30 protein-coding genes and 1 tRNA gene are annotated in these 23,692 nt (G+C 45.4%); 5 read left to right on the top strand and 26 right to left on the bottom strand.

The features are described from left to right. Positions 1-262: 262 nt before the first annotated feature. The 5 genes from HYX70_04590 (at position 263) to HYX70_04570 (ending at position 3,870) form a co-directional block, all read left to right on the top strand. On the top strand, positions 263-1,597 hold the full coding sequence (locus HYX70_04590) for a lamin tail domain-containing protein (GenBank protein ID MBI2798539.1): 1,335 nt from the start codon (positions 263-265) through the stop codon (positions 1,595-1,597). Further along, positions 1,569-1,985: a tRNA (adenosine(37)-N6)-threonylcarbamoyltransferase complex ATPase subunit type 1 TsaE gene (gene tsaE / locus HYX70_04585; protein MBI2798538.1), complete on the top strand. Its 417-nt coding sequence runs from the start codon at positions 1,569-1,571 to the stop codon at positions 1,983-1,985. Before HYX70_04590 ends, tsaE begins: the two co-directional genes overlap by 29 nt. Further along, positions 1,982-2,380: a tRNA (adenosine(37)-N6)-threonylcarbamoyltransferase complex dimerization subunit type 1 TsaB gene (tsaB, locus tag HYX70_04580; protein ID MBI2798537.1), complete on the top strand. Its 399-nt coding sequence runs from the start codon at positions 1,982-1,984 to the stop codon at positions 2,378-2,380. The genes tsaE and tsaB overlap by 4 nt, the downstream gene beginning before the upstream one ends. Before the next feature lie 65 nt (positions 2,381-2,445). Beyond that, positions 2,446-2,850: a prepilin-type N-terminal cleavage/methylation domain-containing protein gene (locus tag HYX70_04575; protein MBI2798536.1), complete on the top strand. Its 405-nt coding sequence runs from the start codon at positions 2,446-2,448 to the stop codon at positions 2,848-2,850. 15 nt (positions 2,851-2,865) lie between these two features. Beyond that, a complete protein-coding gene (locus HYX70_04570; GenBank protein MBI2798535.1) occupies positions 2,866-3,870 on the top strand; it encodes a hypothetical protein in 1,005 nt (334 codons plus the stop codon). On the opposite strand, the gene HYX70_04565 is transcribed toward HYX70_04570, so the two are convergent. The 26 genes from HYX70_04565 to HYX70_04440 all read right to left on the bottom strand — a co-directional run bounded on the left by HYX70_04565 (position 3,867) and on the right by HYX70_04440 (position 23,656). Then, positions 3,867-4,586 (bottom strand): PH domain-containing protein, encoded by a 720-nt coding sequence (locus HYX70_04565; GenBank protein ID MBI2798534.1) that lies wholly within the window; start codon positions 4,584-4,586, stop codon positions 3,867-3,869. The two genes, HYX70_04570 and HYX70_04565, sit on opposite strands and share 4 nt — an antisense overlap. A gap of 42 nt (positions 4,587-4,628) precedes the next feature. After that, positions 4,629-5,672: a Holliday junction branch migration DNA helicase RuvB gene (ruvB, locus tag HYX70_04560; protein ID MBI2798533.1), complete on the bottom strand. Its 1,044-nt coding sequence runs from the start codon at positions 5,670-5,672 to the stop codon at positions 4,629-4,631. A 118-nt stretch (positions 5,673-5,790) separates the two neighbouring features. Further along, positions 5,791-6,348, bottom strand: a complete 558-nt coding sequence (gene ruvA / locus HYX70_04555; protein ID MBI2798532.1) for a Holliday junction branch migration protein RuvA — start codon at positions 6,346-6,348, stop codon at positions 5,791-5,793. Between the two features lie 119 nt (positions 6,349-6,467). After that, on the bottom strand, positions 6,468-6,959 hold the full coding sequence (gene ruvC / locus HYX70_04550; GenBank protein ID MBI2798531.1) for a crossover junction endodeoxyribonuclease RuvC: 492 nt from the start codon (positions 6,957-6,959) through the stop codon (positions 6,468-6,470). A gap of 4 nt (positions 6,960-6,963) precedes the next feature. Continuing rightward, entirely contained in the window at positions 6,964-7,425 is a 462-nt protein-coding gene (locus HYX70_04545; GenBank protein MBI2798530.1) for a DUF1045 domain-containing protein, read from the bottom strand. Positions 7,426-7,562: 137 nt separating this feature from the next. After that, positions 7,563-8,300 carry a YebC/PmpR family DNA-binding transcriptional regulator gene (locus HYX70_04540; protein MBI2798529.1) on the bottom strand — a complete coding sequence of 246 codons (738 nt, stop codon included), beginning with the start codon at positions 8,298-8,300 and terminating at the stop codon, positions 7,563-7,565. 109 nt (positions 8,301-8,409) lie between these two features. After that, the gene (locus HYX70_04535) at positions 8,410-9,885 is read right to left on the bottom strand and encodes a ComEC/Rec2 family competence protein (GenBank protein ID MBI2798528.1); all 1,476 of its coding nucleotides are present in this window, start codon (positions 9,883-9,885) and stop codon (positions 8,410-8,412) included. Positions 9,886-9,937: 52 nt separating this feature from the next. Continuing rightward, positions 9,938-10,303 carry an SET domain-containing protein-lysine N-methyltransferase gene (locus HYX70_04530; GenBank protein ID MBI2798527.1) on the bottom strand — a complete coding sequence of 122 codons (366 nt, stop codon included), beginning with the start codon at positions 10,301-10,303 and terminating at the stop codon, positions 9,938-9,940. Next, positions 10,304-10,651 carry a MazG-like family protein gene (locus HYX70_04525; protein ID MBI2798526.1) on the bottom strand — a complete coding sequence of 116 codons (348 nt, stop codon included), beginning with the start codon at positions 10,649-10,651 and terminating at the stop codon, positions 10,304-10,306. It abuts the gene before it with no gap. A gap of 224 nt (positions 10,652-10,875) precedes the next feature. Continuing rightward, a tRNA-Lys gene (locus HYX70_04520) sits at positions 10,876-10,952 on the bottom strand. A 182-nt stretch (positions 10,953-11,134) separates the two neighbouring features. After that, on the bottom strand, positions 11,135-11,758 hold the full coding sequence (locus HYX70_04515; protein MBI2798525.1) for a class I SAM-dependent methyltransferase: 624 nt from the start codon (positions 11,756-11,758) through the stop codon (positions 11,135-11,137). Positions 11,759-11,779: 21 nt separating this feature from the next. Continuing rightward, entirely contained in the window at positions 11,780-12,685 is a 906-nt protein-coding gene (gene rimK, locus HYX70_04510) for a 30S ribosomal protein S6--L-glutamate ligase (protein MBI2798524.1), read from the bottom strand. Between the two features lie 3 nt (positions 12,686-12,688). Then, a complete protein-coding gene (locus tag HYX70_04505; protein MBI2798523.1) occupies positions 12,689-13,150 on the bottom strand; it encodes an ATP-dependent zinc protease in 462 nt (153 codons plus the stop codon). Positions 13,151-13,166: 16 nt separating this feature from the next. Continuing rightward, on the bottom strand, positions 13,167-14,087 hold the full coding sequence (locus tag HYX70_04500) for an ATP-grasp domain-containing protein (GenBank protein MBI2798522.1): 921 nt from the start codon (positions 14,085-14,087) through the stop codon (positions 13,167-13,169). A gap of 55 nt (positions 14,088-14,142) precedes the next feature. Further along, positions 14,143-14,343, bottom strand: a complete 201-nt coding sequence (locus tag HYX70_04495; GenBank protein ID MBI2798521.1) for a hypothetical protein — start codon at positions 14,341-14,343, stop codon at positions 14,143-14,145. Positions 14,344-14,402: 59 nt separating this feature from the next. Next, positions 14,403-15,083 carry a hypothetical protein gene (locus tag HYX70_04490; GenBank protein MBI2798520.1) on the bottom strand — a complete coding sequence of 227 codons (681 nt, stop codon included), beginning with the start codon at positions 15,081-15,083 and terminating at the stop codon, positions 14,403-14,405. A gap of 42 nt (positions 15,084-15,125) precedes the next feature. Then, positions 15,126-16,946, bottom strand: a complete 1,821-nt coding sequence (locus tag HYX70_04485; protein ID MBI2798519.1) for a hypothetical protein — start codon at positions 16,944-16,946, stop codon at positions 15,126-15,128. Then, positions 16,943-17,440 (bottom strand): hypothetical protein, encoded by a 498-nt coding sequence (locus tag HYX70_04480; protein ID MBI2798518.1) that lies wholly within the window; start codon positions 17,438-17,440, stop codon positions 16,943-16,945. Before HYX70_04480 ends, HYX70_04485 begins: the two co-directional genes overlap by 4 nt. A gap of 72 nt (positions 17,441-17,512) precedes the next feature. Beyond that, complete coding sequence (locus HYX70_04475; GenBank protein ID MBI2798517.1) at positions 17,513-18,433, bottom strand: DnaJ domain-containing protein; 921 nt, start codon at positions 18,431-18,433, stop codon at positions 17,513-17,515. Continuing rightward, positions 18,433-19,038: an NYN domain-containing protein gene (locus HYX70_04470; protein MBI2798516.1), complete on the bottom strand. Its 606-nt coding sequence runs from the start codon at positions 19,036-19,038 to the stop codon at positions 18,433-18,435. The genes HYX70_04475 and HYX70_04470 overlap by 1 nt, the downstream gene beginning before the upstream one ends. Positions 19,039-19,046: 8 nt before the next feature. Beyond that, on the bottom strand, positions 19,047-19,457 hold the full coding sequence (locus tag HYX70_04465; protein ID MBI2798515.1) for an NUDIX hydrolase: 411 nt from the start codon (positions 19,455-19,457) through the stop codon (positions 19,047-19,049). Then, complete coding sequence (gene dnaK, locus HYX70_04460; protein MBI2798514.1) at positions 19,458-21,377, bottom strand: molecular chaperone DnaK; 1,920 nt, start codon at positions 21,375-21,377, stop codon at positions 19,458-19,460. Positions 21,378-21,379: 2 nt separating this feature from the next. Beyond that, positions 21,380-21,889 carry a nucleotide exchange factor GrpE gene (locus tag HYX70_04455; GenBank protein ID MBI2798513.1) on the bottom strand — a complete coding sequence of 170 codons (510 nt, stop codon included), beginning with the start codon at positions 21,887-21,889 and terminating at the stop codon, positions 21,380-21,382. Position 21,890: 1 nt separating this feature from the next. Then, complete coding sequence (locus HYX70_04450) at positions 21,891-22,604, bottom strand: HTH domain-containing protein (protein MBI2798512.1); 714 nt, start codon at positions 22,602-22,604, stop codon at positions 21,891-21,893. A 122-nt stretch (positions 22,605-22,726) separates the two neighbouring features. Then, positions 22,727-23,359, bottom strand: a complete 633-nt coding sequence (locus HYX70_04445; GenBank protein MBI2798511.1) for a DUF3828 domain-containing protein — start codon at positions 23,357-23,359, stop codon at positions 22,727-22,729. A gap of 57 nt (positions 23,360-23,416) precedes the next feature. Continuing rightward, positions 23,417-23,656, bottom strand: coding sequence for a hypothetical protein (locus tag HYX70_04440; protein ID MBI2798510.1), 240 nt, complete (start codon positions 23,654-23,656; stop codon positions 23,417-23,419). Between the last annotated feature and the right edge of the window lie 36 nt (positions 23,657-23,692).

Here is a 23,692-nt window from a genome sequence, read left to right as displayed (position 1 = left end):
TCTGAGCGTTTAGCGAGTTCCGCAGAACTGGAAGCGAGAGCTTAAGGTGTGTTCATGTTTTGTGTCCATGCCAAGAGCTTTGCTTCTTTGGCTTTCAAAGAAGTGCCGGCTGCTTAAAGCCATAGATTCGGTTTCGGCCGAACGGCCGAGGGATTAGTTTTTGGGCTTCTTTGATTATGCAAAAGACGCAAACAGACTTTTTTCAAAAAAGTATTGTGCATACGCTTTACTTTCGGTTTTTGGACTGCATACAATGGGGTTTATGAATGTGTTACACAAAGTTTTAAATCGGACCATGATTAGTTTGCTCGTGGCTTTACCCATGCTGGGCATATTAATCAATGGCGCACCGCCCGTAAGGGCTGTTGCCAAACCTGTAGTAATAAGCGAGCTTCAACCCGGCTCCCCTACTTCATCGGGGGATGAATTTGTTGAGCTCTATAACAACACGAATAGCGATATCGACATTTCAGGCTGGAGCTTGTATTACAAATCAGCCACCGGCACCAGCTGGAGCAAGAAAGCTACTCTACCGTCAGGCTCGGTTATAGCCGCCCATGGCTTCTGGCTACTAGCCAGTGATATTGCTGCCAACACTAAGTTTAACAGTGGGTTGGCGCAAACCGGTGGTAACATTCAATTGCGCGACTCAAACGACAGCGCAGTTGATCAGTTTGCCTGGGGTAATGGTGATAGTCCATTAGGTCTGGCCGCACCCGCACCTGTTACCAACGAGGTGCTGGCCAGGGACTTCGATGATGCCACTCAAACCATGCTCAATAGCGATAACAACTTGAGTGACTTTTCGCTCAGCACCACTGCTACACCAGGCGCAATTCCTGCTGTTGAACCACCAAATCCTGGAGATCAAGGTGTCGATGATCCCAGCCCAGCAAATTATGCCCGCATTGTAGTTACAGAATTATTACCAGATCCAGCCAGCCCACAGGTTGACAGTAGCGATGAGTTTATTGAACTGTACAATCCGACTGGAGCAGATGTAGATCTAAATGGCTGGAGCTTGCGCGATGGCAGTGGCAAAGTGTTTGTAATCAAGAGCAAAACGATTGCGGCTGGTGGCTACTTGGTACTTTATAGCAAGGAAACAAGTATTACACTTAATAACACCGGCGATGTAATTAGCCTGCTAGCGCCCGATGGATCAATTGGCGATACTACACCAGATTATGGCAACGCCAAGCAAGGCCTAAGCTGGGGGCTAGTAAACGGCGAGTGGACTTGGACAACTAGCCCAACACCCGGTGGCGTAAACTCCGCCGCCCTTGTAGATTCGGCTGGCAGTACGACAGCAAAGGCTGCTGCTAGCAAGAAAACTACTGCCAAGAAAGTTGCGGCTGCCAAAACCAGTAAGGCCAAGGCGGCTGCTAAGAGCCCGGTAGCCAAAATAGCCAATAGCGCTACCGAAGCTGCCGCCAACATTAGTAAGAATTCTACACTGTGGACCTGGTTGCTGATTGTGCTAGGAGTCGGTACTATTGGATATGGGATTTATGAATACCGGCCAGAAATCATTAATACTTACCACAAACTTAGAACAAAGTTCGGACTTGGCGTTAAGACTAGCTCAAAACCTTAAGCCGCCCTTGCTAATAGAGCTGGTTGGAGATCTGGGTGGCGGTAAAACTGCTTTTGTAAAAGCCCTGGGCAGGGCTCTTGGTGTTGAAAAGACGATTGTTAGCCCTACCTTTACCATCCACCAAAGTTACAAGACCCCTAGTGGCGGTAGCTTGGAACATTTTGATCTATATAGGCTAACAGACGATCAGCTCGTGCAAAACGAGCTAGCCGATTCACTCGAAAACGGCAACTCGGTGGTTTGTGTAGAATGGGCTGAGCATTTTCACTCACACTTGAGCAATGACCGGCTAGTTATTAAGTTTGAATTTGTAAACGACGACTCTCGCAAACTAACATTAAACGCAATGGGTCCTAAGAGCCGGGGGCTGTTAGAGGCCATCAAGTGATTTTACTAATCCGCAGCGACGAACCACAAGCTGAGCTGTATTTATTAGACATTCAAAAAGTGTTTGCCAAAGACAAGTGGCTGGCTGAACGTCGCTTAGCCAACGAGCTTCTACCACATATAGAAGCCCTGTTAAAAGATAGTGGCACAAAGCTGGCAGACCTCGATGGAATCGGGGTATTTACGGGTAGCGGATCTTTTACTGGATTGCGAATTGGCGCGACTGTAGCAAACACTCTGGCATATAGCCTGGGCATTCCAATTGTTGTCGGCCAGGGCAGTGGCTGGCAAAAGCAAGCCGTAGAAAAGCTAACTAATGGCGGGGCTGAGCACATTATTGTGCCTAGTTATGAGCGGCCGGCTAATATTACTCAGCCCAAAAGCCAACAAGTCTGATTTCTCGGTTGCACCGTAAGCACAAACGGTATACAATTTGTATATCATTTTACTAAGAGGTGATTTTGTTTCGTACAAAACAAAGCGGCTTTACCCTGCTCGAACTCGTAATTGTGATTGTAGTAATCGGTATTCTAGCTTTCCTGATTGTGCCGCAGCTACTAACTGGTCCTGCCCGGGCGCGCGATGCCCAACGCAAAATTGATTTGCGTAATATTAAGACTGCGCTAGAAAACTATTACAACGAACAAGGCGCCTACCCCACCACTCTAACCGCGCTCGAAGGTGGCTCTATACCATATATAAAAACTGTGCCGACCGATCCAAAAACCCGACAAAACTACACGTACATAGTTACGGGCAACCCGCCTAGCGGATTTATTTTGCAGACTAATCTAGAGAATAAAACTGACCCAGATATAAAAGTGGGCACCAAGAACACCTACGAAATTACTAGCTCTAACCCATAGCTAGGTAGGTTGATCATGAGCCAAACTGAGTTCTCACCAATCTGCGTGAATCTAGATGGTCATACAATCAGAGTTCTGCAACTGCGGGCTACCAAACCCGCTACAGTTGCAGGCTATGCTTACAGTCAATATTTGCAAGACACCACTCCTAACAGACTAGATGTTAGCGAACAGCTAAAAAAACTAAACATCCAGCTGGCCGAGCCACATTGGGGGAATTTTGTTGGCAATAAGGTTATCATTTCCTTACCTGGTATATCCGAAAACGAGCAGGTTAAAACCTTGGCATTCGCACATGTTCACGAGCTCGACTCTCAATTGCAAGCACATATTGCCGATGAGAGTAGCCCACAATATTTTACACACCTGCCCCTAAATCAATATATTGACTCGGGAGGCAATGTGCAACAATCATTTTTGATTCGGTCACAGCCGGCAATTTTGCATCACTACCTAACAGAAAGGCTCAGCGAACAACCGTACGATTCTGAGCTGGTTTCGGCCACCGCTAGTCTTGGCAACCTGTTACTAGATTCAAAAGTTGAGCAAACTATTGTAGTCCACATGGGTGTGCTTAGCACCAAAGTTATTGGCCTAACAGACCGAATAGAATCAATTACTACCGTTCCTGTTGGTTTTGAACATATTTTGCAAAACTTAAGCAAAGTGCTGTCGCTAGAACGCCAACACTCCTACAAAGCCATGGTGTTAAATTTAGAAGCCAGCTCTAATATCGTACGGGCTCTAAATACAGTTTTAAAATCATGTCTGACACCATTGGCAGTGGTAGTCGATGAAACTATAAAATCATTGGGACTAGATGAGACGACTTTAGTAGTACTCGGCGATGGCGCGCGGGTAGCTGGGCTGGCCGAAAGTATTGCAGCACAAACAAATACTAAGCTTGTGCAATTTGACCCGTGGAGCAAGGTCGCCAGTTATCCCTTACGGCCACTGGCCCGCAGTCTAAAACCAGTTTTTAGCCTACCGCTGAGCATGGCGCTAGCTAGCCTGAGCTAAGTTTGATTTGGTGGTTTTTGAGAGCCAGCGGCTTCAGCTACATTAAAATCATCTTCGCCCGGCTGCAAACTATTGGTTTTGCCCGCCTTAGAGCTTGGTGTGATTGGATTTGAGATAGCTTGATTAGATACAGCACTGCCACTATCGGTTTTGGACGGTCTTGGCGGGGCAACATCTTCTTCGACCCCGCTATCTTGGTTGTAGAACTGTTTGTGCACTTCTAAAATATAATTCTCTAGGTCGTATGGGTTGGGCACATAGTCGAATTCAAAATTGCGGTCTTCGCCGGCTGTTTGGACATTGATATTGCCATAACCCAGCACAGTTTGGAGGGGTCCGCGCACCCGAGCCGATACGTCTTGGATACGCGACAGGGTTAGGGTAGAAACGCGTTTGTTAAAAAGCCCAATCTGGTCGATATCAACTATGTGCTGGTTAGTTACAACAATTTTGTTAGCTCGCCATATCCAAACCACCGCCACCAACATTAATAGCAGCATGACAATTACACCAAAGCCCACTAGGCTGAACAGGCCGGCTGAAAACTTTATTGGTAGCACATTGGGGTTCATGGATAGATATGAAAGGCCAACTACCACTGCCACGCCTACAATTACAGTAGCTACCAAAAATGGCACAATCGAAATAATATGTTTATAAATTACTCGTTTGGTAACTTCGTCGGCAGGCTGGCCTGGGTAATGATAGTTTTCCATATCTATAGTTTAGCTCAAAAACTATGCAGACGGAAGCTGACACTACAATAGCTTTTGCCGATTATCAGTATTTGCAGCTGGCTTCTGAAAGCCCAAATGATCGTAAGCTTTAGCAGTGGCCTTACGGCCCCGTGGCGTGCGCTCTAAAAAGCCAATCTGAATCAGATAGGGCTCGTAAACATCTTCGATAGTCTGGCGTTCTTCGCCAATACTAGCAGCAACCGCCTCGATTCCAACTGGTCCGCCCCGATAGTTTTCAATAATTATGCTCATAACTTGGCGGTCGGCGGCTTCGAGCCCATATTCATCGATGCTTAACAGTTCAACCGTTTTATACAAGGCATCTTTGTCGATTTTGCCTGTGCCATGCACCTGAGCGTAGTCGCGCACCCGCTTAATCAGTCGGTTGGCAATACGGGGCGTTAGCCTGGAACGAGCCGCCATATGAGAAAGAGTCTTGGGCTCTACGTTGATATCGAGCAGCCTAGCAGAACGTGCTAAGATCTTTTCGATTTCTTGTGGCTGGTAATATTCAAGCCGGTTCACCAAGCCAAAGCGATCACGTAATGGTCCCGACAGTGAGCCATAACGAGTGGTAGCACCAATTAGAGTGAACTTTGGCAGATCTAGGCGTAAACTCTGAGCCGATGGCCCTTTGCCAAGCATAATGTCGATTGCATAATCTTCCATAGCCGGATACAAAACTTCTTCGACCGTGCGTGGCAGCCGGTGAATCTCATCGATAAACAAAATGTCACCATCTTGAAGATTTGTTAGCAGCGAGGCCAAGTCGCCAGCTCGCTCAATTGCTGGCCCACTAGTAACTTTAATTTGCTTACTCATTTCGTGCGATATAACATGAGCCAGGGTGGTTTTGCCTAATCCCGGAGGGCCATAGAGCAAAACATGATCAATCGCCTCGCCACGCTTGCTAGCCGCAGCAATCGCCAATTGCAAACTTTTTTTGATTTGTTCTTGGCCAATGTAGTCGGCAAAGGTTTGGGGCCGCAGAGTCTCCTCGAATACCAACTCTTCGGGTGCTTCAGCTTGAAACTCGTTGGTTGGATCTTCTTGTCGTTCAATCATTTGGTTACTCTTTCATCGTTGTTATCGCCACGCAGGCGAGGATCCAAACCAGACTCTCCAACCAAAGCATTCGCTAGGCGGCGAGCTTTCGACAGAGAGTAACGGATAGAAAGACGGCTCACGGCTTAACCCCTTTCAAGGCTTCTTTCACCCGCTGGTTTGTATCTAGTTTTTTGTCAACATGCTCCAAAGCTATCATGGCGTCTTTGGCAGTAAAACCAAGGCTTATTAAGGCCTGGTGAGCCGGGTCATCGGGGTTGGCTTTTTGCATCGGTGCCTCTACCAGCTTGCCCTTGAGCTCTAAGATAATCCGCTGGGCGGTTTTCTTGCCAATGCCGCTTACATTACTAAACAAACTAATGTTGCCAGCCAAGATTCCACTTTGAATTTCCTCGACTGAATGATGACTAAGTATAGCTACGCCGGCCTTAGGCCCCACACCCGTAACCGAAGTGAGAGAGTAGTACATGTTGCGCTCATTGAGAGTTAAAAAGCCATAAAGCGTGTGCGCGTCTTCTTTGATCTGTTCGGCAATGTATAGCACGGCCTGGTCATTAACAGATATTCTTTCGTGAGTAGTAGGTGTAACAAAAACTTCGTAGCCGACACCCGCCACATCAACAATGGCGCTAGCCGTCAAAAGTTCCGAAACTGTTCCGGTTATTTTCGCAATCATATCTTGTATTATACACTATGATACTTTAGAATGAGCATTTGTCATCAGCGCAGCTCAAGGCAAAACCGAAACCCGAAATGAGCCGTAGAAATGCCTACGGTGAATGAGGATTGGAGTTTTTAACGCAGAGGTGTGCGATGAGAATTGTTCGACGCCGAACAGCAAATTGCAATCGCCAGCGCATCAGCTGCATCGTCTGGTTTTGGAATGGTTTTGAGCTTTAGAATTTTAGTTACCATCTCTTGCACCTGCTTTTTGGTGGCTTGCCCATAGCCGGTAACAGATTGCTTAACTTGCAAAGGAGTAAATTCCCTAATTGGCAACTTAGCCTGCTGGGCAGACAACAAAACTATTCCCCTGGCCTGCCCAACAGTCAGCGCCGTAGTAACATTGCGAGCAAAGAACAACTGCTCCACGGCAACAGTATCTGGCTTATGGTGAGCAATTAGTTCTTTAATATCTTTGTATAAAATATCGAGTCGCTCTGGCATCGCTAAAGATTTATCTGTCGAAATTACACCACAATCGATTGCGGTCAACTTGCCGTCTTTTTTTTCAATCACACCAAATCCAGTGGTTGCCGTGCCTGGATCGATGCCAAGAATTTTCATTTTGTTATTTTAACTTAATTTCAAAAATCTTTCGCCTACAAGTTCCGCTTTCACCCATTTCAAATAGACCAATGCGGTCAAATGAGCCGCTAAAGGAATCAATTTTGGGCATATTAGTAAGTTGCTGTTCGTTTTTATTACTAAACCTTGTTAGGGTTAAATGCGGGCGAAACAGCTCGCCTATTCCTCTGTATCCGTATTGCTGTAAGTTCTCTCTTGCGAGGCCTTCGGTAGTCGCTAGTCGTGCTCGGTCTTTTTCGCGCATGCCGTCTCGCATTGAGTTAAAAATAGCCAGTACCTTCTCTTGAAGAAAGGTTAGGCTCGAGAGCTTCTTATACTCGACGTCTACAAAGCCTTCGTCTTGAGAATATTTAATGGCCTGAAGTTGAAATATCTTAAAATTAGAAGCAATTATTTTTAAGTCTTTTTCGGCGGTTACAATATCGTCTAATTTAAGTTGTAGCATATACAAGCTTATATGCGGATAGTACTCAGCTTCACTTAGCGCAAAGGAGCCATTCAGGGTTTTGCTTATTGCGATAGAGCAGTCTGAAATTTCTTTACTTGGACGCAGTGCTATGTCGCAGGGAGTAGATGGCATGGCTATTCCAACTTACTTAAAATTTTATCGGGGATGTCGAAGTTGGCCGTGACCTCAACTACATCATCTAGATCGTCGAGGGCGTCCATTAGTCTGGTTAGGGTCTTGGCTTTAGCCTCATCGTCTACAGTAATAGTTTGAGTTGGCTCCATTTTAACTTCGGCCGACTCCACTGTATCTTCACCCAAAGCATCGCGAACTTTTTCGAGGTCGTTGGGTGTAGTGTACACAACTAGTTGGCCTTCACTATCGTCAATATCAGTGGCGCCAGTTTCGATAGCCTGCAAGCCGACTTCGTCTTTGTCTAGACCGTCCTTACATGTAATAACTCCTTTGCTCTCAAACACGTAAGCTACCGAACCTGGCGCACCCAAGTTACCGCCATGTTTAGAAAATGTCGACTTTACCTCGGAGCCAGTGCGATTGCGATTATCGCTTAAGGCCTTAACCATCACCGCCACTCCGGCAGGGCCGTAGCCTTCGTAGCTTAGCTCTTCGAGTTTGGCACCATCGCCAGTACCGCTACCTTTAGCGATTGCCCGGTCGATGTTGGCGGCCGGCACATTAGAGGCCTTGGCTTTTTGAATAGCCAGGCGCAACTTAAAATTCATGCCGGGATCGGCACCGCCTTGGGCCGCTACGGCAATTTCGCTAGCCAGCTTGGTAAAAATTTTGCCGCGCTTGGCATCGGCTACGCCTTTTTTGTGTTTAATACTAGCCCACTTGCTATGTCCAGACATGTTGGATCTCCTATCTTGGTGAATTCCTGCCTTACTGGCTACACTGCTCGATCAGCGTAGAGTCTGCTACGCTTCACTCACTGCTCGCCCAAGTCTTGGGCTCCATAAACTATGAGGCCCTTGACTTTAAATGCTCCTGCGACGATACAGAATTTACTCCAATTATAGCATTTTTCAGATCTGTTGATAAGCCTTTGGCCTGACTTGGCCGCACCAAAAATACCCAGGCCAAAAGGATTGCATAGTAAGCAGCCACAGCCAGCAAGCTAATGCCGTTTATACGATTAGCCGCCAGCGGCAAACGCGAGAGATAGCTTATTAAGTCAAAAAGTTGGTTAACCAGCCAAGTCACAGAATGGCCCAAAAAATAAGCTAGCTCGGGTAGAGCCATACCAAACAAAGCCAAGACTGTACCAATCAACATCAATACTGGTACTAGTGGCAGTACAATTAAATTTGCCAACGGTGCCACCAAACTAACCTGTCCAAAAATATAAACTATCAAACCAGCAGTAGCTAATTGTGCCGCAAGACTGACCGCCAAAAGCTCATTAAGCCAGCTTGGGCGCTTGGGTAATATGTATTGAAATTTGGGCGCCAACAGCACGATGCCTGTGAGTGAAAGAAACGACAGCTGCCAACCAATGTCAGTGATTAATAGGCTTGGATTCAACAACAGCATAGCTGCTGCGGCCAAACTCAGAGCGGTAAATATGTTTAACTTTCGGCCATAATAGCTCATAACCAAAAACAGGGCCGACATAATTCCCGCTCGCACAATAGATGGGCTTGCACCGGTTAGCAGCACAAACCCCAAAATTGCCCAAAGCGAAAATACCAGACCACCCCAGCGCCAGTTACGACCAAAGTGCCTTTGTAAAAACCCCGTTAAAATCGTAAGGTTGTAGCCCGATATGGCAACAATATGACTTAAGCCCACGGCAGCTAGTAAATCCTGCAGGTTGCGCGGTAGGCCACTCCGGCTCCCTAGCAAGATGCCGGCCATAAATGAGCTAGCCGGCTCGTCCAATGCAGCTCGCAAGCCGGCTAAGAACCTTTGCTTAACTTGGACTAAAAACGACTGCGAGGAGCTAATAATCTTTACCTTGGCATAGCCTATACTAGCTTCGGCGTTACTCCCATCAATCGGGTAAAGCTTGCCGGTAACTAAAACTGTGTTCCCTTCTCTGGCTGCTCCACTTAGTGCTTTAACCTTGATCATCGAGCCCACAGAACGACCATTGATTTTAAGATTATTAATGTAAAAAACATAATCACGATTGTCATCGCGGGTTGGCTCGCCAACAACAACTCCCACCACATCGATCTTTTGACTATATAGAGCTTGTAGGGGTCGTATTGGATTGTTGTAAATGTAAATTCCAAACCGACACAGACCAATAATTAATCCGAGCACACAAAACAGAACGTAACCAAGCTTGCCACGAACAAACAGCAGGCCGGCACAGGCCAGCAATAGCGGCACTAGCCACCATAATGTAATGGCAATAGCAAAGTTGGCGGCAATAACAATGCCAACCAAAAATCCTATTACTATAGTGGTAATTTGCCAGCTTCTGCGCACAAGCTTTAGCTTAGCGGCGTAAGCATTTTAGTAGCAAGCGTAAGGGCTAAATTTATTCTTTAGTGTTGAACCAAATTTTGGCTTGGCTCTTGGGCTTACCATTGTAGTTAACAGTTATTTCGCTATTGCTTTTAATGTTTTGGTGCGCCAAAACTGCAACTGTTCGATCCAGGAAATTCTTTGAATATTCAGCATTGGGTCTAAAAGAATGATTGTACATCATGCCGTAGCCTAGAACTATGCCGGCTTGGCCGTCTTCCCAACCGAAGTAGTAATTAAACAGCTCTGTCTTATCAATGAGCTGCCGCTGTTTGGCAGACAACACAACCACAGGGCAGATCTCTATAAGCTCCCCTTTTTTATAGTCTTTCTCGGCAAAAACTCCCCGCCCCTTGTTCTGTGTTTCTTTAATAACCATCTACACACCTTTTGTCTTAAGAAATTCATCTTCTATGCGCCGGGTTTTGACATTGGTGGCCACAAGATCAATACCATAATGGTCGGCGATTCGTACTATAGCGAACATAATATCGGCTAGTTCGTCGGCAATTTTGTTGTTCGATGCTTCATAAATGCTATTGTCTTTTTCACGATCCGCATAGTAGTAGCCTTCGCGATTCATGACCACAGCTGCAAGCTGGCCAACTTGCTTAGATAGTTCAATTACTGCGCCCTCAACGCCCCATTGTTTACCTTCGATCTTCTGGAATCGGCTTACGGTCTTGCGTATTTCATTAATGGAATCTTCAAAAGATTGCTGTTTCATGGGTGTGAGTGTAACAAAAAACGACACCGGTTGATAGGGCAGTTTTTGTAAGTACAAGCGCTCATGAGGCCCGGTGGGATAGCGGCTAGCGCGTTCTTCGCTTAGTTATGCTCGAAGTAAACTTCTGCGCGTGGCTTTCGCTACGCCGAACCCACCACTTCGTGGTATTGGGTTCTCACTCTGACTACCACTAAATAAGTCCACCGTTTGGTGGACTTATTTAGTGGAGGGCCCGGTGGGATTCGAACCCACGACACCCTGCTTAAAAGGCAGGTGCTCTAACCAACTGAGCTACGGGCCCTCGTCACAAGTGTGTTAACACTTGTGACGAATTCTTAATTCAGAATTCGCCTTCAGTCAACACACACTTGTTCCTCTTCGACCAAACAAATAGAGTTTTACTCTCTTATTTGGTCGACTAGTTGCATAGAAACAACGTTTTTAACCTGAATATTGTACAGTTTTTACAGCCTAAAATCAATCTTAAGCTTTGACCCCAACAGGTTGCTTGTAGAGTAAAACTGTAAAGTCTTTGGGGTGATAGTTATTAATAAGAACAATCTCCGAAGTTAAACTCTTGCAGTGCTTCAATATGTCCAAGCAGTTGGCATAAGCAATCGTTTTAGTTGAGGTATTCGGTTCAAAGCCACCTGCCATATTAAAAGCACATATATTATTGGAGAGGCTATAGAGCTTGGTGATCATTGTTTTGCGCTGTTCTAGCCAATCTTCCCCCACCGAGTTCATTACTCCAGACGACAATACAATATCGAATTTTTCATTAAATTCGCTAGAAAATGGATTAGCTACTTGGAACTTATCCCCATCGTAGCGCTTGTTAGCAATGTCAATAAACTCTGGAGTTACGTCTACCCCAAGATACTGAAAGTTTCCCGTGTCGGCATAGAGATAAGGCAATAGATCGCCCATGCCACAACCAGCATCAAGTATGCTTTTACCCTCTATGGTTAGGCTAGATACTAGTGCGTGATAACGCAGTGCGGCAGCACGATAATTAACCCACTGTAAGGACTTGGGGCTTTCACCGTGCGATTTAAGTGTCCTTTGATAGTATTTTTTTCTTGAAGAACTTGTGGGTAACGTCATATATCGAGAATTCTGTCTTACTTAGGCACCAATGCGATCTTTGCGACGCTTGCCAGATGATTTTGAAATAGCATAGTCCACGATTATACCAGCTATGTCTATGCCAGTTTCGCTCTCGATACCTTCAAATCCGGGTGAGGCGTTAACCTCAATAACAAGTGGACCGCGTTTGGAACGAAGTATATCTACCCCCGCCACAGTCAGCCCGAGAGTTTTGGTGGCTTTGATTGCAATATTGCGCTCTTTGGTGGTGAGCTCCACCGGTTGTGTAGTGCCGCCTCGATGCAGGTTGCTTCGGAAGTCGCCCTCGACTCCTTGGCGCAGCATAGCTCCAACCACCTCGTCACCAACTACTAGTGCACGTATATCTGCGCCATGAGCCTCTTCTATATATTCTTGAATCAAAATGTTGGCTCCTACCCCATAAAAAGCCTCAACCACAGACTGGGCTGCTTTACGTGTCTCTGCCAATACTACACCGATACCCTGATTCCCCTCTAACAACTTAACTACTACTGGGGCACCCCCTATCATATCTAGGATGTCTGTGACATCGGCAGTTTTTCGTGCAAAAACAGTTTTAGGGATCTGTACCCCTGAGCGAGCCAGCAACTGCAGCGATCTTAGCTTGTCAGATGCACGAACTACAGCCAACGATGAGGTTAAACTATATACCCTCATCATCTCAAATTGCCTTACAACCGTACTTATATAGGCGCTAAACGAAGCAATAATTCTAGGTATTACAATATCAACATCTTCCACGGCCCTACCTAAATAATAAATAGATGGCTTACTAGCCTCAATTTCCATGTAGCAACGAGAGTAATCCAAAACCTTAACTACATCCATACGTTTCTTAGCAGCCTTTAGTAGTGTCTGCGTGGAGTAGCTTTTGGGTTCTTTAGATAAAATGACAGTTTTCATAGGCTACTGTTTCCTCGAGGGATCAACTAAAAAGTTTCCTCTTAACAATGTCCGGCCCAGAAGTATAGGATATTTTAGTCGGCTTCTGTTGGCCAGAGTGAAGTTTGCTATGTATATTTTATCATTAATTTTGACCTTAAGCTTAATAATATAGCGCTGCTGCTTATTGCCAAACGAGCTAGTAACAATTGTTTTTTTGAACTTTTCAAAAATGAGTTCCTTTTCGTGATAGGCCGGATGTTCGGGGTCCAAGAAGCGAACTGATAGCACAGTCTTGCCATCGATAAGTTTTTTTTGGACTTCGTGACAATGAATGGCCGAGTGGTAAGCACCGGTATCAACCTTGGCGTCCAGATTATAAAGCCTTTGGTTGGGCAATGATATCTTTACTTCTCTACCAATAGTTTGCATTTTTTGACTCTCTGTAAAATCAAAGCATGATTTTAGCTCATGATTAATAAGCATGTCAACCTTAAAAGTCTTACTTGGCGAACCAATCTACAAACGATTTTGCTACGTTTCTGCCCTTGCCGACACTAGGATGTTCATGTAGGCCAAACGAGGGAGCAGCATTAATCTCAATTAGAAACATCTGGTTATCTTTAGTATTGTAGATAAAGTCGACACCGCAAAGTCCCATATCTAGATAGTTCACAATTTTACTAGCATATTCTAACATCTGGCTCGATACATTGTCTGTAACATCTATGGCCTTACCACCTCTACCCATGTTGGCTACACCTATCACCTGAACTTTCTCATCTTTGCGAGGAACTTCTGACACACGATCGCCAAGATACTCCACGGCAGCGGCTTCATCGATAACATTCAGCTCTTTTACATAGTTTTTGCCTCGTTTGGGGTTTTGATTTTCTGCCAATATCAACTCAGAGATAGATTGTTTGCCGTCACCTACTATACTGGCGGGCTCTCGAATTGTTGCAGCAACCAGTTTTTTGTCGATATAAAGCAGCCTATAGTCATCACCTTCAACGTGGGTCTGTATTAATGGCTTGTTAGAATATGCTTGAGCGAATTTGATTGCTGTATGCAGTTTCGATACATCCACAATACCGGCAGTTACTCCTTGGCCATGCGCAGAATCTTGCGGTTTTACAACAACCCGTCCTTCTCGACCCAGAAATTCTTCAGCCCCCTCCATTTCTGTAAAGGCTAGTGTATTAGGGATTGGGATGCCTAAGTCGGCAGCCAGTTTATAAGTAATTTGCTTGTCTTTTGCGATGTAGAAATTAATCAAGCTAGTTTTCTCAGTGTTGTCATTCTTAAGTAAATGGTGCTTCCCCGAGTCATCCCAAAAACGCAGAAAGTTCTTTTGTTCATCCAAGATCTCCACTTTCCAGCCGCGTAAAAGTATCTCGTCATATATTAACTTAGTTGTCATTTTTAACATTAATCGTTGCTCGCTTAATCTCTGGTTTAAGATTATGAATATTATATCAGCTACCTGGGTCGGCTGCCGAATCCAGGTATCGAGCCATGGCATTTAGCTTATACTCGATCATGCTCCCAGTATCAATTTGGGGTGTCCCATTTACTTCTAGCAAAAAGAGGTGCTGTCCATCTTGATCTTGTATAACATCCACACCAGCAACTTCGCGACGCATTACACGTGCCGCTTTGATGGCGAGCTGTACAATCTTTTTGTCAAGTTCTCTGGTTTCGAGTAAAGAACTAAACCCTTCTTGAGAAGTATTGTTTAAGTGGCTTTTTTTATTGCTCCTTGTACGATATAGCCCCCAACAGCTTGGCCATTAAAGACCCAGATTCTATAGTCACCTTTGTTGGGGATAAAGCTTTGAATAGCAAATCGTATGCCGGGATTCTTTTTAAAAACTTCTCTCAGCTCAAGGAGGGTTTTTACCAAGTAGTTATCGCGACCCTTTGAGGCATCTACGTCTTTGGCTATTAATGGAAATTGGAATCTAGGAAATTGCTTTAGTGCTTGTTCAATATGTTGTTCTGAGCATATGAGCGTGTTGGGCACCGGTAAGCTGTGAGCGGCTAAACAAAAATACTCACTTTGCTTTGACTTTGAACGATATCCAGCAACCTCAGAGTCAGAAAACTTGCGGCCATACTGTTTAAGATATTCTGCACAAGCAGCCGCTTGCTCTGCAGCTTTATGCCAAAAACGAAAATGCACAAAGTCGTATTCTATTAAATCAACCTCATTGCGGGTATCAAAAATGCGGGTTTTTCCATCGACAATTGAATAAATGAGATCGTCGTAGAATGTATAAAACAATTCAACCGAATCGCTTAAAAACGGCTTTAGTCCTTCCAAAAGATTTTGGTGTCCGTTTTTGTAGGTAGTTGAATTCTTTAGTACAAAGAAAATTAAAATCTTTTTGCTGGGCTTTTTATGTGATTGGTTCATGGTGGTGATATTATTCTATGATGCCACCTATCTGTCAAGCGTCTATTTGGCGGGTTGACTCAAGACGTCATTACGGACAAAATTCTCTACTGTCTGAGACGGCATCTCATTGGGTATTACGAAGTCTGAATTCCCTAAAAGCCCGGTCCGATGTAGCTGTGCAAGAATATCTAAATTTATCCTGCCCACAAATTGGTACTGTCTCAAATTCTCAGGTAGCTTCTCGTTCAATATGTTTTGCTCAGCATAGTGTAAAGAAGCGCTGTCAGATACATAATTGCCGTGCTCAACTATTCCCTGCCCTTGGCGGAAAACACGCATGGCTCTACTAACAGCTCTCTTAACGGCTTCTTGCCTATTGGCATCAGGAAAAACTTTAAGGTAGGCGTTAAGCGAAGCTCTAGCACATTCGGCCATTGAGCCCCCACGCAAACGCTTTTCTACAGCCGCGAGGTGCAACAACCCCTGCCCTGTATACTGATTTCCAAAAAGTCGTTTTTGAGCAGCTGCCTCATTGGCCATTGCGCCTGCTTCGTGCCAGAGATTAGCGCGACTTGCTGGAAAACTGAATATTTTAAGTCCAATACGACTAGCATTTTCGTACTGAAAAACATGCGTCATTTCATGGTCTAATAAAGGAAGTGCCCCTGCTGGATTTTCGGCACAAATGGTTCTATTAAAATCTGCTGGGATGTTAACCCTCTTTTTTGCCCCATCCACCGACATGGCTGTATGGGTATTACTTACAACCACTTGCCATTTTGAATCGCTAGCATGCTCGCTTTTATCTAAATCAACTTCTTCTGAGCTTAGAAGATCATAGTGTCTTAGAATCATTTCAACCATGAATTTTAGTGTTTCGGAATCTACAAAAGTGTTTTCTAAAACCTCGGGGTCAACATCTGAATATTCAAAGTCCTTCAACCTATCTGGCAGACCTTTTGTATTGTATTCTTTCTGCATCCGAACAAGATCTTGATTTACGATGCTCCCTTGGTTTTCAGAGGCACCATTTATAAATTTATCGAGTCGTGATAAAAACCTGCTAAGTTGCTGTCTATCCTGAGATTTAGCCAATCGCTTCTCTGGGCTCTCTTGGCCTCGCCAGCCTGGCAAGTACTGCTCTAAGCTCGATAGTATTTCTCCATATCGGTCATCCTCACTAGCTTCATTTTGCACAGACAGTTTAATAGCGGCTTGGTAGATTCTGGCACTGAGAACATTTACCCTTTGACTATAGATATCAAATATAACTTTTTTGGTTTCGTAGAGCGGGTCGTCCTTTAGTTCATCTAGGTGTCGCCTCACATCTAGTATGTATCGTCTTAGCTCACTTGAAAATTTGGCTTTTTCTAAAAGCTTTTCTGGAGCTCTTAGAAAGCCAAAAAACTCTGGCTCTTCGTCGCTTGCATGGCCCAAAACAATCTGCTCCAATTTATTGCGAGCGAATTTATCAGAAGGTGCTTGCAATTTTTTGATTTGAGATGGTTTGTAGCCGGCTATCTCTGTTGCAAAGAACTGTCTAACCTCATCTAAGCTGCTAAAATTGATACTTTGGTTGGTTACCTCCTGCAGCAAACTGGCTCCAGCGGGTGTCAAAAAATAATCTAAGCTAAGTACACTTGGCTTTAGCTCTACTAATTCTGCTTGTCTAAGTGTTTTCTCTGGACTCTTAACATTAATACTTTCAGAGAAAGGATTTTCGGCGTTAAATAGCTTGGCCTCAAACTCGCGCACCCCTTTCAGCTGTTCCGAAGTCAAGTTAATCTCTGGAGGTCTTTCAAGGATGGATATGGCCCCAGTAAAGCTTTCAGACATTTCCCCTGGCCTTTCAGGGTATACTCTTGGCGCCTTTTCGCTCATTTTTTGTGCTTGTCATCTTTTTCGGCAACAAAAAGTGTAATTAGCGACCATACGATCAGTGCAAGCAGTACATAGTAGCGAATGCTGTAAGCCATGGCAGCTAGATTGTAGTCGGTAACCAGCTTAGCTCGATTAGCATCGGGCAAAACCGCTACCGAAAAACAGATCAAAAACAGCGCCGCAATAATACTCAAAATGAACGAGCGAACCTTGTTTTGAGCCTTCTTAATACCCAACATGGCACCAACTGCAAACAAGCCAGTTATTAGAGCTGTCAAGATCAATATACTTTGCGCCCCAGCTGGGTAAAAACCAAGCAGGCCCTTTTGACTTATCTCCTCTAAGCTTTCTAAGGGTACTTGGCTAGCGGCAAATAGTGCCAACGAGCTTCCGAGGACAACTAACCTTACTCTATTTTCGCCAAGCAATATGCCGTAAGCAACAAAGCCGGCAACTAAGCCAAGGGCAATAACATTGAAATTAAAAAATGACATAAGTTTAATTCTTATGTTTTAGTATAGTACCAGCACAGATCCTTCGACAAGCTCAGAACGGCAAATGGGTTGCTACCAAAACTTGTGTTTTTTGGTAGACTTTTTAAACTCTTCTAGCAACTCACGCTGTTTGGCACTAAGTTTGGTTGGAACCTCAACATTCACTACAACTAGGTGATCGCCGCGATTGGTTGTATTTAGAATGGGTAAGCCCTTACCGCTAAGTTTAAGAATCTTACCTGGCTGGGTACCGGCGGGAACTTTGAGCGTTACTTTGCCATTGATAGTTTCGACCTCAATCTCCGTGCCGAGTGCGGCATCGGCAAAATCTATCGATTTTTCAGAGATAATATTAGCACCCTCGCGCTCAAAGCGGCGATCTGGCCGAACTCGAATATGAACATACAAGTCACCGCGCTGGCCATTAGCATTCACCTCGCCCTTGCCAGTCATCTTTATAGACTGGCCGTCATCGATGCCAGCCGGTATCTTGATCTTCACATCTTCTTGTTTTCGCCCGCCACCCTGCCGATCGTTGACTCGCAAACTAATCTCTTTGGTTACGCCTTTTACAGCCTCCATAAAATCAATCGTCATGGCCACTTCGACATCGCGGGTTCGGTTGCGAGCTCCAGTAAAGAACATGTCGAAAATATCGTTGATGCCACCGCCGCCGGCACCACCAAAATCAAAGTGAACACTGTTGGGGTCGAAGCCCGCACCGCCAAAGCCTTCGAATGGGTTGCCGCCGCCGTAAGCCCCGCCGCCAGCCTGGTGCGCCCCGGCGGCATGGCCAAACTGATCGTAAGCTTGGCGCTTTTGATCGTTGCTTAAAACCTCATAAGCCTCATTGATCTCTTTAAACTTGGCTTCGTCGCCTGTGGATTTATCGGGATGCAGCTTGACTGCCTTTTTGCGAAAAGCTTTTTTAATCTCATCTTTACTGGCGCCCTTGGCAATGCCGAGCACTTTGTAGTAATCGTGCTTATCCATTAACTATTTACTTCTTTATAGCCATCAACTATAGCTTGGCGTTTGAGAATAATTGTTTTGTCGGCATGGGCACTAATGGCCCGGTTCTGCCCGCCCGGCATAGCCACATAGGTTATGTTGTGCCCCTTTTCTTTAACTACTCGCAAGGCTGGGATGATGTCGGAGTCGGAGCTGGCCACCACAAAGTTCATTTTGGGTCCTTCATAAGCCTGTTTAACCATATCAACGGCCAAGCGAACATCAACACCCTTTTCTTGAAACACCACGCCTTCTTTTTTTTGCCGCGCTTTTAGGTTGCCTGCGGTTATATAAAGTATTTGCTGTTTATCGAGCCATTCGCCCCAAGCTTGTTTGTGCTCATGCATCTTGGTTGAGGCCTCAAGCGCCTCCTCGCCCATGTCTTTTACGATGTGTGGTTTGGTGCCATAGTAAAATATCTTGATTGGCTTGGCATTATCTTTGGTAGCCTCTATAAATAGCGATATGAGATCGAATTTAACCAAATCCGCTCGTTCGGTCACCAACTTCTCTTGCAATAAAACTGGCAACAAACCATAAAGCAGGTTTTCGCCATCGATGTATATATTGGCGGGCAGTTTATTCATCTTTAGTCCTATGATACTTTCTTGATTGCTTCTTTGTAAAATTCTGGCATGTTCAGCGAATCGATCTCCATAGGGTCAAACTTCTTAAATTCTGCATGCCCAGCTTCACCGTTATGCTCAACATCGCCAGTTCGTTTGATGAACTTGCACGAGTAGCTTATGACCAAAACACCACGCTTTTCATCTTCGCTAACCTTGATGGTGTAAAGATAAGAACTGGTAATTTCACCAACCGAAACTTTTAGCCCAAGCTCCTCGAGCATCTCACGCTTAACTGTTTCTTGCGGCTGCTCACCCTCGTCTAGTTTACCCCCGGGCAGCTCCCACTCACCTCTCTCGTTTTTGCGGAGCCACACCTGGCCACCCTCAAAAACAATGCCCTTACATGATATGGGAACTGCGTAGGTGTTGTGAGCCACTTACTTCTTATCTTTCTCGTCGACTACCTCGCCTTCTTCGGGCTCTCCGCCGGCTGGCGGATTTTTATCATCACCCTTTTGGTCGGCCTTATCACCTTCTTTGCTTTCAGCCTCTTTGGCCTCGGCTTCGTACATGGCAGCGCCAACTTTTTGCAGTTTTGTATTCAAATCTTCAGTAAGCTTCTTGAGCTCTTCGACATCGTCGGTCTCGAGTTTATCTTTCAATGCCTTAGTGGCATCCTCAACAGCCTTCTTATCTTCTTCCTTAGCCTTATCACCAGCATCTTTCAAAGTCTTCTCGGCAGTGTAAATTAGGGTGTCGGCATTGTTGCGAGCCTCTACTTGCTCTTTCTTCTTTTTATCCTCATCAGCGTGGGCTTCGGCATCTTGCTGCATCTTCTTGATATCCTCGTCGCTTAGGTTACCGCCCCCAGTAATGGTAATGTGCTGTTCTTTGCCGGTACCCTTGTCTTTGGCGCTAACATTTACAATACCGTTGGCATCGATGTTAAAGCTAACTTCGATTTGTGGCACACCCCGCGGAGCAGGTGGAATGCCGTCGAGCACAAACCGACCTAAAGATTTGTTGTCGGTAGCCATTTCGCGATCGCCTTGCAAAACGTTGATCTCTACACTGGGCTGATTGTCGGCTGCGGTGCTAAATACCTGACTCTTGCTGGTTGGAATGGTGGTGTTGCGCTCAATTAGCTTGGTACTTACACCACCCAATGTTTCTAGGCCGAGTGATAGAGGGGTGACGTCGAGTAGCAACACGTCTTTAACGTCGCCGCCCAGCACACCACCTTGAATAGCTGCGCCAATGGCTACTACCTCGTCTGGGTTCACGCCCTGCAGTGGTTTTTTGCCAAAGAACTCCTCAACCTTTTTTTGCACTAACGGCATACGGGTCATGCCGCCCACCATAATTACTTCGTTAATGTCTGCTTTTTTGAGGCCGGCATCTTTTAGAGCTGCCTCACATGGCTTGAGTGTTTTGTCGACCAAGTCCATAACCACCTTCTCGAACTGGGCGCGGGTTAGGGTAATGTCTAAGTGCTTGGGTCCGCTAGCATCGGCCGTAACAAATGGAATGTTAATATTGGTCTCGGTAGTTGTGCTAAGCTCGATCTTGGCTTTTTCGGCCGCCTCTTTTAGTCGCTGCATAGCCGCTTTGTCGGCTTTTAGATCAATCCCTTGGTCTTTTTTGAACTCATCGATCAGCCAGTTAATGAGCACTAGATCGAAGTCGTCACCACCTAAGTGGGTATCGCCATTGGTGCTTTTAACTTCAAACACACCGTCACCCAGCTCAAGCACCGAAACATCGAACGTACCACCACCAAGGTCGTATACCACCACTTTTTCTTCTTTGTTCTTTTCGAGACCGTAGGCTAGGGCGGCGGCAGTGGGTTCATTGATAATTCGTTTGACTTCGAGGCCAGCGATCTTGCCGGCATCTTTGGTGGCTTGTCGTTGAGCATCGTTAAAGTAAGCCGGCACAGTAATAACGGCCTCGGTTACTGGCTGACCCAAGTATTTTTCGGCGTCGGCTTTGAGTTTACCCAAAATCATAGCGCTGATTTCTTCGGGCGTATATTCTTTGTCGCCCATTTTAACTTTTACATGGCCGTCGGCCTTTACGATTTTGTAGGGCATGAGCTCGATATCGCGCTGAACTTCGGGATCATCGAAGGTTCGGCCAATTAGGCGCTTAACACTAAAGATTGTGTTGTCGGGGTTAATCACGGCTTGGCGCTTGGCGGTCTGGCCCACCAGCCGTTCACCGTTTTTATTAATCGCCACCATACTGGGGGTAGTACGAGCCCCCTCGACATTGGTAATAATTGTTGGGTCACCGCCCTCCATAACCGCCATGGCTGAGTTGGTGGTACCTAAGTCAATTCCAATAATTTTACTCATAACTATTCTCCTTTACTTACTTTTACCGTAGCTGCTCGAACTACTTTTTGATTAATTTCATAACCCGGCGTTACAACTTCTACAATTGTGTCGGCCGGCTTCTTGCTTTTAATGTGGTCTAGCGCGTCGTGCCGAGCGGCGTTGAACTGCTCACCCGTTTGTGGTGCAAACTTATGCACACCCATGCTATCGAGCAGATCAATAAGTTGCTGGCCAACATATTGCATACCCTTGGCCCAAGCGTTGTTTTCTAGCTCAGCAGGTAAATGTGTGGCTGCGCGGTCAAAATTATCGAGTGCTGGCAGCAATTCTGCTAAAACGGCCTCTTTGGCACCATTCATAAGTTCGGCTTTTTGAGCAGCTTCGCGCTTTTTATAATTTTCGAATTCGGCCTGCAGACGTTGCAAGTGAATTGTTAGCTCGCCAATCTGTTGTTCGTATTCTGCCGCAGTCCGCCGGCTGGCGAATGGCTTGGCTTTTTTAGCTGGTTTAGGATTTTTATCAGATTTCATATTAAGCTTCGCTAAAGACTTCTTCTAGGGCTTTACTGGTTGCACCTACTAAGTTAATGACCTTGTCGTAACTTTGCCGAGTTGGACCAACAATTCCTATGTAGCTGCTGTCGGAGTAGGGGCCAGAAAACCGATTTACCACCATGGTAAGATTACTAGTTTTGGCGATTGGGTTCTCGCGACCAATAAATACCTGTGTCTGATCTAAATGTTTCTCGAACAACCATTGCTGCAAGCTGTCCAAAAACTTAGCCGCTCCAGCCGAGGCTGCTTGATCTAAAAATTCAGGTTGGCTAAATAATTGGCTAAGGCCATGCAGGTACACGGCATCGCTCAGGGTAGCAAAAGCCATGTTGCCAGTCAGATCGCTCAAGGTTTCGGCGGCAATTTTGATTGCACCGTCGGCTCGATCCTTGAGCGAATCGACTCGCTTGGTGATGGTTTGGAAGCTCCGACTCGATGGGAATTCCACTTGCGTGGATGAATCGGTTAAATTGTTTACAAAGTAACGGTATCCTTTGTCGGTAGGCACCCTGCCAGCAGATATGTGGGGTTGGTAAATACAGCCCAATTCTTCGAGCTTTAGCATCTCAGTCCGGATAGTCGCGGAACTAAGCTCGAAAGCTTTGGCAAGCTCACGAGAGCTAACTGGCTCGGCTGAATCCGCATACAGGCGGATGATTTCCGATAAGATTCGTTCTTGTCTATCTGTCATGACGATTTACTCTAGTTTAGTACGTCTACCAACTAGCAGTCAACACTGTCGAGTGCTGACAAATTTAGTATATAAAAATTAGCACTCTCATGTCAAGAGTGCTAATTAACTTTTTACGATGCCTACCCGCAAGTAATTTGGCTAATCACCCAGGTTGAGCCCTGAGGTATTAAGTTTAGCTTGGCCTTGGATTTGTCGCCGTTATTCAGATCGAAGTTGACAGTTGCCGTAGACGTATTGTTGTCTTTGGTTAGCTCGGTGTATTGATAACTTTTTACGGTTGTGGCCGCACAAGTAGCTGGGTCTGGATTACCATTTGATTTGTTAATGTAACTCTGTACTGTGGCATTTATATAGCCTTTGTTAATGGCCTGGGAGGCCAAGGTGTTTTTGGCTACTGGAGGATTAGCATTGGCGCCTTTAATCCAGTCGTCGTAGAAACCCTTTATGGCCTTATTGATGGCCACTTGGGTATCGAGATCAACATTAATCTGGTTTTGTAGTGTCTTGTTTTTAGATTGCAAATCTTGAATCTGGTTATTCAAGTCGTTGACCTGGCTTTGTAGTGCGGCTTGTTGCTGCTTGGATTTCTGGTTCATAAAATAGTAAACACCACCGACCGAGGCCAAAACCAAGGCAACAATCACTAGCACCACCAGAAAAGTTTTGCCTGCACCTCTCTTGGGTGGCAAACTCATGGTGTTTGCTGGCGGCACTTCTAGCGGAGTTGCTTGTGGGTCTTGAGCTGGGGGCATAGTAAGTCCTTATTACTTATGCTTATTTTGGCACTCGTGCAATAAAATTGCAAATTGCTATTCAGAATTTTCTTCGTTCAAGAACTTGTTTTGCTGATTTTGCTCGAAAGACTTAACTTTAGCTTCTAACTGCTGGGTATTCTCTTGAGCGGCTTGCTCATCTTGATTGGCCTTTTGATTTCTAAAGTAGTACATGAGCCAGCCAGAAATCGTTAATACCAATAAAATAACTACCAATACCACCAGAAAAGCCTCGTGAGACTTAGCTTGTTTTTTGACTGCAGATTCCTTTGCCATTGCAAATAATTATACGCACAAAAGCCGTACAAGCTC

The organism is Candidatus Saccharibacteria bacterium (genome assembly GCA_016191105.1).
GTDB lineage: Bacteria > Patescibacteriota > Saccharimonadia > CAILAD01 > BJGX01 > JACPPH01.
This window is presented reverse-complemented; position numbering and strand designations above follow the sequence as displayed.

Bases quoted from the DNA above. Each gene is read 5' to 3' on its own strand.
- HYX70_04590 (MBI2798539.1), top strand. From the start codon at position 263: ATGAATGTGTTACACAAAGTTTTAAATCGGACCATGATTAGTTTGCTC.
- HYX70_04525 (MBI2798526.1), bottom strand. From the start codon at position 10,651: ATGAAACAGCAATCTTTTGAAGATTCCATTAATGAAATACGCAAGACC.
- HYX70_04445 (MBI2798511.1), bottom strand. From the start codon at position 23,359: ATGCCCCCAGCTCAAGACCCACAAGCAACTCCGCTAGAAGTGCCGCCA.
- ruvC (MBI2798531.1), bottom strand. From the start codon at position 6,959: ATGAAAATTCTTGGCATCGATCCAGGCACGGCAACCACTGGATTTGGT.
- HYX70_04530 (MBI2798527.1), bottom strand. From the start codon at position 10,303: ATGGTTATTAAAGAAACACAGAACAAGGGGCGGGGAGTTTTTGCCGAG.
- ruvA (MBI2798532.1), bottom strand. From the start codon at position 6,348: ATGATTGCGAAAATAACCGGAACAGTTTCGGAACTTTTGACGGCTAGC.
- HYX70_04540 (MBI2798529.1), bottom strand. From the start codon at position 8,300: ATGTCTGGACATAGCAAGTGGGCTAGTATTAAACACAAAAAAGGCGTA.
- HYX70_04490 (MBI2798520.1), bottom strand. From the start codon at position 15,083: ATGAACCAATCACATAAAAAGCCCAGCAAAAAGATTTTAATTTTCTTT.
- dnaK (MBI2798514.1), bottom strand. From the start codon at position 21,377: ATGAGTAAAATTATTGGAATTGACTTAGGTACCACCAACTCAGCCATG.
- HYX70_04480 (MBI2798518.1), bottom strand. From the start codon at position 17,440: ATGTCATTTTTTAATTTCAATGTTATTGCCCTTGGCTTAGTTGCCGGC.
- HYX70_04455 (MBI2798513.1), bottom strand. From the start codon at position 21,889: ATGAAATCTGATAAAAATCCTAAACCAGCTAAAAAAGCCAAGCCATTC.
- HYX70_04505 (MBI2798523.1), bottom strand. From the start codon at position 13,150: ATGCTTATTAATCATGAGCTAAAATCATGCTTTGATTTTACAGAGAGT.
- HYX70_04450 (MBI2798512.1), bottom strand. From the start codon at position 22,604: ATGACAGATAGACAAGAACGAATCTTATCGGAAATCATCCGCCTGTAT.
- ruvB (MBI2798533.1), bottom strand. From the start codon at position 5,672: ATGATTGAACGACAAGAAGATCCAACCAACGAGTTTCAAGCTGAAGCA.
- HYX70_04485 (MBI2798519.1), bottom strand. From the start codon at position 16,946: ATGAGCGAAAAGGCGCCAAGAGTATACCCTGAAAGGCCAGGGGAAATG.
- HYX70_04440 (MBI2798510.1), bottom strand. From the start codon at position 23,656: ATGGCAAAGGAATCTGCAGTCAAAAAACAAGCTAAGTCTCACGAGGCT.
- HYX70_04470 (MBI2798516.1), bottom strand. From the start codon at position 19,038: ATGAATAAACTGCCCGCCAATATATACATCGATGGCGAAAACCTGCTT.
- HYX70_04570 (MBI2798535.1), top strand. From the start codon at position 2,866: ATGAGCCAAACTGAGTTCTCACCAATCTGCGTGAATCTAGATGGTCAT.
- HYX70_04545 (MBI2798530.1), bottom strand. From the start codon at position 7,425: ATGCTACAACTTAAATTAGACGATATTGTAACCGCCGAAAAAGACTTA.
- HYX70_04475 (MBI2798517.1), bottom strand. From the start codon at position 18,433: ATGGATAAGCACGATTACTACAAAGTGCTCGGCATTGCCAAGGGCGCC.
- rimK (MBI2798524.1), bottom strand. From the start codon at position 12,685: ATGAAAACTGTCATTTTATCTAAAGAACCCAAAAGCTACTCCACGCAG.
- HYX70_04565 (MBI2798534.1), bottom strand. From the start codon at position 4,586: ATGGAAAACTATCATTACCCAGGCCAGCCTGCCGACGAAGTTACCAAA.
- HYX70_04500 (MBI2798522.1), bottom strand. From the start codon at position 14,087: ATGACAACTAAGTTAATATATGACGAGATACTTTTACGCGGCTGGAAA.
- HYX70_04515 (MBI2798525.1), bottom strand. From the start codon at position 11,758: ATGACGTTACCCACAAGTTCTTCAAGAAAAAAATACTATCAAAGGACA.